Here is a 14,615-nt window from a genome sequence, read left to right on the forward strand (position 1 = left end):
ATGACTCAGCACAATGTTCAATTGTTTGCATTAAGCCAGCCGCAGCAACGGATTTGGTATACGGAGCTTCTGAATCCTAATCGGAACACGTCCACGATTATTACCACTGTTAAAATCAAGGGAACGGTTCGAATAGATGCATTGCAGCAGGCAATGAACCGGGTGATTGCACAGAATGATTCTTTTCGTATCAAAATCACGGATCGGGAAGGCATCCCCTATCAATATGTGGAGCCGTTTGCTGCTCAAAGCATAGAAACGCTTCAGCTTACTCCGGAAGAAGCAGAGCTATGGGTCAGCCATCATAACGCACAGCCGTTCCCCTTGTTGGATTCGCAGTTGTATCGGTTTGTTATTTTGCAGTTGGGTGCAGAAGACACCTGGTTTAGCTTTAAGATGCACCATATTATTTCGGACGGTGTAACCATGGAGCATGCCATTAATGAAATTACGGGGCATTATATGAATATTGTGCATGGTACAGGTTCAGATGCGCCGGCTCCAGCGAATTCATATCTCGATTTTATTCAGGTGGAGCAAAGCTATGAGCAATCAGAACGCTATCAAAAGGACAAGACGTACTGGACGGAGAAATTTGCTGATTTGCCGGTGGTTACAGGTTTAAAATCATACAATCCGCTCAACGTGAGTACGGCTGCACGCCGTGAGAACTATACACTGGAGCATGAACTATATCGTGGTGTCACGGCTTTTTGCGAGGAGAATAACATCAGTATTTTTACATTTTTCTTGGCTACTCTGTATATTTATTTGCATAAAATAACAGGGGAACAGGATTTAACCGTGGGCACATTGTATGCTAACCGTACGTTGAAGAAGGAAAAAAATACAATGGGCATGTTCGTCAGCACTGTGGCTACACGTTTGCAAGTTGAGCCGGAGTCCGAGCTGCTTACCTTCCTGCAGAGTGTTGGTAAGGAGCAGGCGTCCATTTTGCGGCATCAGCGTTATCCGTACAACAAAATCATACAGGATTTGCGTGAACAGCAAAGCGGCACGGATATTGGCCGCCTGTTTGGCGTTACCATTCAGTACCGTACGCTGAGCTTCTCTCGTTTTGATGAAGCTGTTCAGCAGGTGGATACCGATTTCTGCGGAGATACGGTGAACGACTTCGATATTGCCATGATAGAGATGCTAGATAACGATAAACTTGTATTGCAACTGGATTATCGAACCAAGCTGTTTAGCGAGCAGGAAATTGCTCGAATTATTCGACAATTTTTGAGTGTGGCCGAACATATGGTGCAGGGTCCACACAAGCAGATACAGGAATTGTCGCTGATCAGTGAGGAAGAACGGGTGCAAATCGTCGAAGTATTCAATGCTACAGCAGTGGAGTATCCATACGAAGCAGGCATTCATGAGCTGTTTGAGGAGCAGGCAGAGCGTACGCCGGATCATATTGCCGTAGCTTTGGGTCAACAATCATTGACCTATCGTGAGCTCAATGAGACAGCCAACCGATTAGCGCATACACTGCGTGACGCAGGGGTGAAACCCGATGAACCTGTCGGCATTTTGACGGAGCGCTCGCTGGATATGATTACGGGAACACTCGCTATTTTGAAGGCTGGTGGCGCGTATGTGCCGGTAGACCCTCAATATCCGGAGGACCGTATCCGTTATATGCTGGAGGACTCGGGAGCCAAGCTGTTGCTGGCTCAACAAGATTTGCTGGATCGTTGCTATTTTGACGGACAGATTGTCAATTTGAATGAGGATACGTCCTACAGTGCAGATGCTTCCAATCTGGGTATAGATGGAGCGGGTAATCATGCTGCTTATGTCATTTATACCTCAGGTTCAACAGGTAAGCCTAAGGGTGTCGTTGTTGAGCATCATAGTGTCGTTCGCCTTGTCCGCAATACGGATTATGTGCCATTTGATGAATCGACCCGAATGCTGCAGACTTGCGCCTTTGTATTTGATGTATCTACGTTTGAAATTTGGGGCGCGCTGCTGAACGGCGGTCAGCTTGTTCTTGTGCATAAGGATGATCTTTTGGACGCGGCCAAACTTAAAGAGACGATACGGGATCATCATGTCACCATGATGTGGCTGACCACACCGCTATTTAATCAACTTTCACAGCAGGATAGTAAACTTTTCGGCGATGTGAAGTATTTGCTGGTTGGTGGTGATGTTTTGTCTGCACCCCATATTAACCGGGTCCTGCGTGATAACCCGGACATGAACATCATTAACGGCTATGGGCCAACGGAAAATACAACCTTTTCGACGACGTATCACATTACGGAAGAACAGCTGGTTTCTGTACCGATCGGACGCCCCATCCGCAATTCGACGGCGTATGTTGTGGATTCGTCATTTAACCTGCAGCCGGTCGGAGCATGGGGTGAACTGATCGTCGGCGGCGACGGGGTGGCACGTGGTTATCTGAACCGTCCTGAGCTGACGGCTGAAAAGTTCATAGACAGTCCGTTCCGTAGCGGAGAGCGCTGCTACCGCACAGGCGATTTGGTGCGCTGGAATGAGGACGGGACGTTGGAATACAAAGGACGGATCGACGCACAAGTGAAAATCCGGGGTTACCGGATTGAACTGGGCGAGGTAGAAGCGCAGCTGTTGAAACTGGAAGTGGTGCAAGAAGCCGTCGTCATTGCACGTGAAGATGATCAGGGACAAAAGCAGCTCTGTGCATATGTGGTCACCCTTACGGATATCACGGCAAGTGAGCTGCGAAGTGCCTTGAGCCAGGAATTGCCGGGTTACATGGTGCCGTCGTATTTTGTACAGATGGAACAATTGCCGTTGACAACGAATGGCAAAGTGGATCGGCGGGCGTTGCCGCAGCCGGAAGGAAGCGTGGATTCCGGCGAGGATTATGTAGCAGCCCGTAATGAGGTAGAGCGGACATTGGTATCGGTATGGCAATCTGTACTGGGTATCGAACAGATTGGTGTGCTGGATAACTTTTTCCATTTGGGCGGAGACTCGATTAAGGCCATTCAGGTGTCTTCAAGATTGCTGCAAAATGGTTACAAGCTGGAAATGAGGGAGCTGTTCCAGTATCCAACGATTGCTGAGCTGAATAGACGGGTGCAGCGGGTGACCCGCGTGTCCGATCAAGGAGAAGTCAGTGGCAACGTGACATTGACACCGATTCAACACTGGTTCATTGAACAGCAGCCATCCAATCCTGAACACTATAACCAGGCTCTGATGCTGCATCGTGAGGATCGACTGGACGAAACGGCGCTTCGTCAGGCAATGCCAAGCATCGTGGAGCATCATGATGCTTTGCGCATCGTATTCCGCCAAAATGCAGACGGTGGTTATGAAGCATGGAACCGTGGCGTGCAAGAAGGAGAACTGTACAGCCTTGAAGTGGTTGATTTTACAAATGAGTCTGACTTTGCTCATTTGCTGGAGAACAAAGCCAACGAAATTCAAAGCAGTATCCGTCTAGATGAAGGCCCTTTGGTGAAGCTGGGTCTGTTCCGTTGCACCGATGGAGACCATTTGTTGGTAGCGATCCACCATTTGGTGGTCGATGGCGTGTCCTGGCGTATTTTGCTGGAGGATTTGGCGTCTGGTTATGAGCAGGCTTTACGAGGAGAGTCTGTCCGTTTACCCAATAAAACGGATTCCTTCCGTCTGTGGGCAGATCAGCTATCAGCTTATGCGAGCAGTGGAGCGTTGGAGAAGGAGCGTGCGTATTGGGAGCAGATTGAGCAAGTAGGGAAGAGTCAGGCATCCTTGCCTAAAGATTACACTCGTAAATCTCAGGCCAAGCCACAGCTTCGCGATGATCGGACACTGACCGTAGCGTGGACGGTAGAAGAAACGGAGCAATTCTTGAAACAAGCTCATCGTGCCTACAATACGGAAGCAAACGACCTGCTGCTGACAGCTTTGGGCACCGCAATCCAGGAGTGGGCAGGCATCCGTCAGGTGCTTGTAAATCTGGAGGGTCACGGACGGGAAGCTATTTTGCCGGATATGGATATTACGCGAACGGTCGGTTGGTTTACCAGCCAATTCCCAGTTGTACTGGATATGGATGAGGACCGGAATGTGGGAGGGCGTGTCAAGAACGTCAAGGAAGGACTTCGCCGTTTACCGCATAAAGGGATTGGATACGGGATTTTAAGATATCTTGCTGGCGGGGAAGGAGAAGCAGCTTTTGTTGCCGAGCCGGAAATCAGTTTTAACTATCTCGGACAATTCGATCAGGATTTAAAGAATAATGCGTTCCGCATGTCTCCTTATTCTACCGGAGCTTCCATGAGTGATACGTTGACCAAGCGGTATGCTCTGGATATTAACGGCATGATCACGGACGGTGCACTGGAACTGACGATCAGCTACAGCAACAAAATGTTCATGAAAAAGTCAATTAAAAAGCTGGCTGATCTGCTTCAGGAGAGCTTGCGTGAGGTATTGGCTCACTGTGTGGCAAAAGAGTTACCGGAGCTGACGCCAAGCGACTTGTCTTTCCAAGGACTGACGGCTGGAGAGCTGGATCATATTGTAGAGCAGACGGCTGCTGCGGGAGAACTGGAAAACATTTACTCGTTAACACCCATGCAAAAAGGTATCCTGTTTCACGGCTTAATGGAGCCGCAATCCGGGGCGTACTTTGAGCAGGCGACATTTGATCTGCAAGGCAGCTTTCAAGTGGAGGCTTTTGCCGAAAGTTTAAATCAACTGGTAGATCGCCATCAAATATTCAGAACGAATTTTTATAGCGGCTGGAATGAGCAGCCTTTACAGGTAGTGTACGGTCATAAAGCGGCTGGATTCCGTTTTGAAGATATACGTTCATTGGAGCAAGAGGCCCTGAACGCGTACATTGCCGATTTTGCTGAACGTGATAAAGCCAAAGGCTTTAATTTCAGCTCCGGCGAGCTGATGCGGGTGTCTGTTTTGCGTACAGGCGAGGAGTCGTACCGTTTTGTGTGGAGCTTCCATCATATTTTGATGGACGGTTGGTGCTTGTTCCTGGTTGTCGGGGAAGCCTTCAACACGTATTTTGCCATCCTCGAAGACCGCAAGCCGGAGCTTGCCCCGGTAACGCCATACAGCGAATATATTGAATGGCTGGATCGGCAGGACAAAGCGGAGGCTGAACAATTCTGGCGTGATTACTTTGCTGGCTTTGAGCAGCAGACGGTATTGCCGCAGGCAAAACAGCTGGACGGTCACGCTAAAGAATATGAAGCGGACAAGCTTTCGTTTACACTAGGCCGCGAAGTAACGGAACGGATGAACAAGCTGGTTAAGCAAAAGCAAGTGACGGTCAATACACTCCTGCAAGCAGCGTGGGGCGTTGTGTTGCAACGGTATAACAACAGCCGTGATGTGGTATTTGGCAGTGTCGTATCCGGCAGATCAGCGGATATTCCGGGCATTGACAAAATGATTGGTTTGTTCATTAATACCGTACCTGTACGGATTCACAGTGAGAAAGAGATGACGTTTGCTGCGCTAATGAAGCAGATGCAGGAGCAGACACTGGCTTCCCGTGCTTATGAAACCTATCCGTTATATGAAATTCAGGCCCTGACCGAGCAGAAACAGGACCTGGTGAACCATATTATGGTATTTGAAAACTACCCAACGGAGCAGCGCATGGAGCAGATGGGTAGCCGTGGGACGAATGGCTTTACGATTGCAAATGCTTCCGTGTTGGAGCAAACGAACTATGATTTCAACATTACCGTTGTGCCGGGTGATGAAATTCATGTCCATTTGGAGTACAACGCGAAGGTGTTGGAACGTACAGCTGTAGAGCAAATCCGCGAGCATTTGCTGCATATGATTGAAGAAGCGATTAACAGACCAGATGCGCTGGTAGATGAGCTGGAGCTAGTGACTGCTGAGGAAAAAGTGAAGATCATCGACGGCTTTGGTTCCGTTGGTGTATCTGCGTTAAGTGATGCGAAGGAAGCAGCCCTGCTGTTCCACGTCTATGTGGAACAGCAGGCACAGCTTGTACCGGACCATGTGGCAGTGGTGTACGAAGAGCAACAACTGACATACCGTGAGCTGAACGAGCGTGCGAACCAATTGGCTCGCAGACTGAGAAATGAAGGTATTGGGCGTGAATCCATTGTCGGTATTTTAAGTGAGCGTTCGGTCGACATGCTGATCGGCGTACTGGCGGTGTGGAAGGCCGGCGGTGCATACGTGCCACTGGATGCAGATTATCCTTCAGAACGTATCCGCTTTATGCTCGAGGACAGCGGTGCGACAGTGCTGCTGACGCAAATCGGCTTGCAGGAGCGTGCACAGGGTTGGCTGGAGGAAAGCCGACAGGTCTTGGTCGGAGGGCAGACTGAGGGCGAGTTGGAGACAGTAGCTGGTGCTGAAACGATGGAAAGAGGCAGCCTTAATGAAGGTTGGAGATTGAAATCAGATTCGGAGTCTGACAGCGAATCAGCGTCCGAATCCGCAGCGTACTTGCGTCTGCATACCGTACTGGCACTGGACGATGAGTCGCTGTACACCGGGGATGCCACGGATGTTGAACTTATCAACGAGCCGCAGGACTTGGCATATGTGATCTACACGTCCGGTACAACGGGACGACCGAAGGGCGTCATGATCGAGCATCGCAGCTTGGTGAATACGGCTGCGGCGTATCGTCGGGGTTACCGTTTGAACCAGTTTCCGGTCCGACTGCTGCAACTGGCCAGCTTCTCCTTCGACGTGTTCGTCGGGGATATCGCACGGGCGCTTTATAACGGTGGCACGATGGTCATCTGTCCAAAAGATGATCGGATTGATCCAAGCCGTTTGTATGGCTGGATTCGTGAGTATCAGATTACGGTGTTCGAATCGACCCCGGCCTTGATCGTACCGTTTATGCAGCATGTGCATGAACAGGGACTGGACATGAGCAGTCTGGAATTGCTGATCACCAGCTCGGACAGCTGCAGCGTGACGGATTATCGGGTGCTGCAAGAACGGTTTGGCGCGTATGTTCGCATTATAAACAGCTACGGCGTCACGGAAGCGGCGATCGACTCCAGCTTCTACGACGAAGAACTGTCGAAGCTGCCAAATAGCGGCAGTGTGCCGATTGGTCAGGCGTGGCTGAACGCACGCTTTTACATCGTGGACAGCCAGCTGAATCCGGTGCCGATCGGCGTACTGGGTGAACTGTGCATTGGCGGTGCTGGCGTGGCACGAGGCTACCTGAACCGTGCGGACCTGACAGCCGAGAAATTCGTAGCGAACCCGTACGTATCGGGTGAACGACTGTATCGCACCGGCGATTTGGCACGCTGGATGCCAGACGGCAATGTAGACTTTATCGGCCGGATGGACTACCAGGTCAAAATCCGGGGATACCGGATTGAGCTGGGCGAGATTGAAACGGCAATCCAGCGAGTGCCGGGTGTGCGTCAAGCGGTAGTCATCGACCGGACGGACGAGCGAGGACATAAGTATTTGTGCGGATACATCACGGGAGAAGCCGTGCTGCAGATCGAGGAGGTACAGGCCGAGCTGGAAGCCGGGCTGCCAGCGCACATGGTGCCTGCGCGTCTGATGCGGCTGGAGGCGATCCCGCTGACCAGCAACGGCAAAATCGACCGGAAGGCTTTGCCGGAACCGGAAGGCAGCATCCATACCGGCGCAGCTTATGTGGCTCCGCGCACTACGGTAGAACAGGCTTTAGCTTCAGTATGGGCCGGGGTGTTGGGTGTCGAAACGGTAGGCACGCAGGATAACTTCTTTGAACTGGGCGGCGATTCGATCAAAGCGTTGCAAGTATCGTCCCGATTGCTGCAAGCAGGCTATCGACTGGACATGAAAGACCTGTTCAGCAATCCGACGGTAGCGTCACTCAGTCCGTTGCTTCGTACAGATGGCAAGATGGCCAGTCAGGAAGAGGTCGTAGGCCAGGTGGAACTGACACCTATTCAGCGGTGGTTCTTCGAGCAGCAGCCTGCTGATCTGCACCACAGCAATCAGGCGATGATGCTGTACCGAGCTGGGCGCTTTGACGTCAACGCGCTACGCCGTACGATGGAACGTTTGGTCCAGCATCATGATGCATTGCGCACGGTATTCCGGGAGACAGAGCAAGGCTATGCCGCTTGGAACTGCAGCGTAGAGGAAGGCGAGCTATACACGCTGGACATTGTAGATTTCAGCGAAGTGGAAGACGAATCTGCCGCTGTCGAAGCTAAGGCTACTGAAATTCAAGGCAGCATTGATCTCAGCGAAGGTCCGCTCGTGAAGCTGGGTCTGTTCCAATGCGCCCAAGGGGACCATTTACTGATTGTCATTCATCATTTGGTCGTGGACGGTGTATCGTGGCGTATTTTGCTGGAGGATTTGGCATCCGGTTATGAGCAGGCTGTTGCAGGTCAAACAGGCACAGCTATTCGACTGCCGCATAAAACAGATTCCTTCCAGCTATGGGCCAACCAGCTGTCAGCCTATGCCAATCAGGCGACGATGGAGCGGGAGTTTATCTACTGGCAGCATATCGAACAAGCAGAAGCCAGCCTCGCGAAGCCTTTGCCGAAGGATTTTGCGAATGACAATGCACGGCTCGGAGACAGTGAGGTCGTTACGGTCCGCTGGACGAAGCAGGAAACCGAGCAGCTGCTCAAACAAGCTCATCGCGCATACAACACGGAAATGAATGACCTGTTGCTGGCTGCGCTCGGAAAAGCGGTATATGACTGGTCTGGTTCCGAGCGGATCTTGGTCAACCTGGAGGGCCATGGACGGGAAGCCATTGTACCGGATGTGGATATTACGCGCACGGTCGGCTGGTTTACGAGCCAGTTTCCGGTTGTACTGGATGGAAGTTTGGGACAGGGCGGAAATACCGCTCGTTTGATCAAACGGATCAAGGAAGGGCTGCGTCATATTCCGCAAAAAGGCATCGGCTATGGCATTTTACGCTACCTGTCCGATATGAATGTGCTGGGGAAAGCAGGCGCACAGTTACAGGCTCAGCCTGAGATCAGTTTTAACTACCTGGGCCAATTCGATCAGGATTATAAAGGCAATGATCTACAGCCTTCCACCTATTCTATTGGTGTGCCTGTTAGCACGAACGCGACTATGGATTTTGCACTGGATATCAACGGATTAATCGAGGATGGCGAGTTGATGTTCACGATCCGCTACGGCACAACGCAGTTCCGTCATGAAACGATTGAACGGCTTGGAGAGCTACTGGCATCCGGCTTGCGTGAAGTCATTCATCATTGTGTTGCGCAGGAAAGAACAGTGTTGACCCCAAGTGATGTCCTGTTAAAACATGTAACGCTGGACGAGCTGGAGCAATTGGTGAAAGATACACAAGATATGGGCGAACTGGAAAATGTGTATGCCTTGACGCCGATGCAAAAGGGCATGCTTTTCTTCAGTCTAATGGATGAGAGTTCGGCGGCTTATTTTGAACAGGCCACCTTTGAATTGAACGGACGGTTTGATGTGGTTACTTTCAGCAAAAGCTTTGATCTGCTCGTACAGCGTCATGAGGCCTTGCGGACGAACTTTATCAGTTCATGGAAAGATGAGCCTGTACAGGTCGTTTTCCGCAACCGCAGCGGGCAATTATATTATGAAGACTTGCGCGGACTAGAAAAAGAGGAACGAGAAGCTCGGGTGGAGGCTTTTGTTATCGAGGATAAAGCGAAAGGATTCAATCTTGCAGAGGATGCACTCATTCGTGTCTCCATTTTGCAAACCGGGGATGAAACGTATCACTTTATTTGGAGCTTCCATCACATTTTGATGGATGGCTGGTGCTTGTCCTTTATGACACAGGAGGTATTCGGCAGCTATCTGGCACTGCGTGCGGGTCATGAGCCAGCGCTGGAGCCTGTCACGCCGTTCAGTCGATTTATTGAATGGCTGGAACGTCAGGACCGTGAGGCAGCCTTGCAATACTGGCGTGGGTATCTGGCGGACTATGAGCAGCAAATTACGCTTCCGCAGCAAAAAGTACAGCCGAAATCGATGCACACCGGGGAATATGTCGCTGAAGATCTGGATTGCGAATTCCAGCCAGAGTTGGTTGCCCAGATCGAACGGGTGGCAAAACAAAATCAGGTCACGATCAATACGCTGATTCAAACCGTATGGGGCGTTCTGTTGCAGAAATATAACAACAGTACGGATATCGTGTTCGGCAGCGTTGTGTCCGGTCGTCCCGGCGATATTCCAGGCGTGGAGCACATGATCGGGCTATTTATCAATACAATTCCAGTGCGTGTGCAGTCTGAACCAGGTGAAAGTTTTGTCGAGCTGATGAGACGAACACAGCGGCAGGCGCTGGCTTCCAATGCCTACGATGCGTTCCCGCTGTATGAAATTCAAGCACTGACCGAACAGAAGCAGGATTTAATCAATCATATTATGATATTTGAGAATTATCCGGTGGAGAAGCAGGTAGAGCAGTTGGGCAGTGATGGACAGGATAAATTTACGATTTCGAACGTGGTGTCTACAGAGGAAACCAACTACGATCTGAACGTCGTCGTGATGCCAGGTGAAGGCATCAAGATTCGTTTTATGTATAACACGCTCAGCTTTGATCAAGCAGGTATTGAGCGTTTGTATGGACATTTTGCACGTTTGCTGGAGCAAATTTCGCTCAACCCGCATGTTCGGGTGGAAGAGCTGGAACTACTCACAGCAGCAGAAAAACAACAGATTACAGCGGCCTTTAATGACACCGCTTGTGCATTTCCGTCCCATCAGACGATCCATCAGCTGTTCGAGGATCAGGTGGAGTGTACGCCGGATCAGGTAGCATTGGTGTTTGGACATCAGCGTCTGACTTATCGGGAGCTGAATGAACGGGCCAATTCATTGGCACGCATCCTTCAAGCCCAGGGAGTAGGACCAGACAAGCTGGTCGGTCTGATGGTACAGCGTTCCGTGGAAATGATCGTAGGTCTGCTGGCCGTGCTAAAAGCAGGTGGTGCTTATGTACCGATCGATCCCGAATTTCCGTCCTCTCGTATTGCATACATGCTGGAAGATAGCGAGGCCACAGTGCTTCTGACCCGTCGTGATTTGGCAGAAGAGCACCATTGCCATGCCAATACCCTGTTTCTTGAGGATGCAGCATTGTATCAGGGAGAAAGCAGCAACCTGGAGACGATTGCCCGTCCAGAGCATTTGGCATACGTCATCTATACGTCTGGTTCGACTGGAAATCCAAAAGGAGTTATGCTCCAGCATCGCTCGGTCCTCAACTTTATTACCGGGATGCGCGAAGTCATTGACTTTGAAGCGAGCCAAACCATGTTGTCACTGACGACCATTTCATTCGATATTTTTGTCTTGGAAACCATTTTGCCGTTGTTGGGTGGGATGACGGTTGTGCTTGGCGACAGACAGCATCAGGTCAATCCTCAGGCGCTGGGTGAATTGATTGCTCATCATCATATTGAGATGTTGCAAATGACCCCATCCCGGTTGCAGATGCTGCTGGGGCATGAAGCAGGTTCCCGCTCGCTGCAAGACGTGAAGGCCATTATGGTCGGGGGCGAAGCCCTTCCGTCCAAGCTGCTCACAGCACTGCAAGAAATAAACGGTCCCCGTATTTATAACATGTACGGACCTACAGAAACGACGGTGTGGTCGGCCGTACAGGAACTGACCCATGCTCAACAAATTAACATTGGACGTCCCATCGCGAATACGCAAATATATATCATGAATGCGAATGGGGAATTGCAGCCAGTGGGTGTACCGGGTGAGTTATGTATTGCAGGGGAAGGATTGGCCCGCGGGTACTGGAAACGTGAAGAACTGACGGCCGAGAAATTTGTGATTAATCCGTTTGCTGGTGGCAAGGCAGATTATGAGCGGATGTATCGTACAGGCGATTTGGCGAGATGGATGCCGGATGGCAACATTGAATATTTGGGGCGGATGGATCACCAGGTGAAAATCCGGGGCTACCGGATCGAACTGGGCGAGATCGAATCGCAGCTTCTGCAGGTGGGGTCCGTACAAGAAGCAGTCATCATGGCTCGTACGGACGAAACGGGTCAAACACTGTTAGTAGCGTATTACGTCGCAAGTCAAGAGCTTGGAGCTAGTGAGCTGAGACAGAAGCTGGGACAAAAGCTGCCAAGCTATATGGTGCCGTCGTATTTCATCTGGTTGGAGCAGATGCCGCTGACACCAAATGGTAAAATCGACCGCAAGTCCCTGCCAGCACCGGAAGGCAGTCTGCACAGCGGTGCAGATTATGCAGCGCCACGTACGGTAGCCGAACGAGCACTCGTAGCGATCTGGCAGTCCATCCTGGGCGTGCCAACTGTCGGGATTTTGGACCATTTCTTTGACCTGGGCGGCGATTCGATCAAGGCGATTCAAATCGTATCGCGTGCGTTCCAGGCAGGCTACAAGCTGGACATGAAAGATTTGTTCCGCTACCCAACCGTCGCAACACTGGCACCGCATATGCACGAGGTAAGTCGTAGGGTAGATCAGGGAGAAGTGAGCGGGGAAACAACTTTGTCTCCAATCCAGTATTGGTTCTTTGCCCAGGAGCAAGTAGACGCACATCACTTTAATCAGGCGGTGATGCTGCACCGGGAGCAGGGTTTTGATGAGTCCGCTCTGCGTCAGGCACTTGACAAACTCACAGCGCACCATGATGCACTGCGGATGGTGTTCAGCAAGACCGAGCAAGGCTATGAAGCCTGGAACCGCGGAGTACAGGAAGGTGAGCTATATCATCTGGATGTGGTGGACTTTACGAACTTGACGGATGAAGCCGAGCTCAGCGCAGCCATGGAGGCGAAAGCCAGTGAAATTCACAGTAGTATTCAACTTCATGAAGGGCCGTTGTTGGAGGCCTGCTTGTTCCACTGTGCAGATGGGGATCATTTGTTCATAACAATCCACCATTTGGTGGTGGATGAGATATCGTGGCGCATTTTGTTAGAGGATTTGGCTGTAGCCTATGAACAAGCCACCCGTAAAGAGGCGCTCCAGTTACCGGACAAAACGGAATCATTCCGTTCCTGGTCACAAAAACTTTCCACCTATGCGAATAGCGCAGCCATGGAAAGTGAATACGCCTACTGGGAGCAACTAAACGCAGCCGCTTTGGCTGACCAGGTACGTTTGCCTGAGGATCAAGCACAGACCGAACCGTTTACCTGGGCTGACACGGATACCGTGGTCTTCCAGCTTACGGAAGAAGAGACAGAAAAACTATTGAAGCAAGCACACCGCGCGTATAACACGGAAGTGAACGATTTGCTGCTGACTGCACTAGGCATGACGCTGTACACGTGGACGGGGAATGAACGCAGCCTGATTCATTTAGAGGGACACGGACGGGAGAATATTTTGCCGGATGCGGACATTTCTCGTACGGTAGGCTGGTTTACGAGTCCATATCCGGTATGGCTGGACATCGGCCGTGGTCACGCTTTGTCGGGACGCATCAAACAGGTCAAAGAGAGTCTGCGTCATATTCCGAATAAAGGAATAGGCTACGGTATGTGGAGATATTTGAGTGAATCCGGCCAAGCTGTTGGTCAGCAAACAGAGGCACTGCACCTTGGTCAACATCAAGCTTTTGCCGAGCCGCAAGTGAGCTTTAACTATCTCGGACAGTTGGATCAAGACTTGCCAAACAGCGATATTCGGATGTCTCCTTACTCGATGGGATCGGTCGTTAGTGACCGGACGAAGATGAAATATGCGCTCGATGTGAGCGGGATCGTCACGGACGGCATCCTGGAACTCGACATTCGGTATAACGGCAAAGCCTTCCGTAAGGATACAGTCCAAATGTTAGCCAGCCTGTTGAAATCCAATCTGCTTGAAGTGATCGAGCATTGTGTGACACGGGAGCGGACCGAATTGACTCCAAGCGATGTGCTGTTTAAAGGTCTGACCCTCGAGCAATTCGATACGATTAAGGAGCAGACCCAGACGGTTGGGGAATTGGAAAATGTGTACCCATTGACCCCCATGCAAAAGGGGATGCTGTTCCACAGTCTGATGAATGCTGAAACAGGCGTGTATTTTGAGCAGGCAACCTTTGATCTGGAGGGCCACTTGGAGCCTTCCCTATTCGAGGAAAGCTTGAAGCTGCTGGTGAGCCGCCATGCTATATTACGAACGAATTTCTACAGCGGCTGGTATGGTCAACCCTTACAAATCGTCTATCGCCATAAAAGTCCGAGTTTCCGTTATGAGGATGTCAGAGGGCGTGAACACGCTGTAGCTGAATTTGTGACTCAGGACAAAACTCGTGGCTTTGATTTAAGCAAGGATGCGCTCATGCGCGTAGCTGTCTTCCGCACGGGTGATCACTCATACCGTTTTGTATGGAGCTTCCATCATATTGTGATGGACGGCTGGTGTCTGTCCCTGATGACGGACGAAGTGTTTGGTACCTATGTTGCCTTGCTGGAGAGCAAGCAGCCAGAGCTCGCACCTGTCAAGCCGTATAGTGACTATATCGAGTGGTTGGAACATCAAGATGCACAGGAAGCGACCCGTTATTGGAGTGACTATTTGGCAGGTTTTGAGCAGCAAACCTTGTTGCCTGGTGAGAATACGCAAGCTCTGGATGAAGATACCGACAGACGCGGCGGAAGTTCGAATTCCGGCTA

Annotated in this window: 1 protein-coding gene (cut by a window edge); it reads left to right on the forward strand. The window is 50.8% G+C overall.

Annotated elements, in window-relative coordinates:
- On the forward strand, window positions 1-14,615 hold the beginning of the coding sequence (locus NSQ68_RS12545; protein WP_342428995.1) for a non-ribosomal peptide synthase/polyketide synthase. Its footprint extends 27,694 nt past the window's final position; the window shows 14,615 of its 42,309 coding nt (coding positions 1-14,615); it begins with the start codon at window positions 1-3; its stop codon lies off the right edge, out of view.

Source organism: Paenibacillus sp. FSL L8-0158, assembly GCF_038592965.1.
Classification (GTDB): domain Bacteria; phylum Bacillota; class Bacilli; order Paenibacillales; family Paenibacillaceae; genus Paenibacillus; species Paenibacillus polymyxa_D.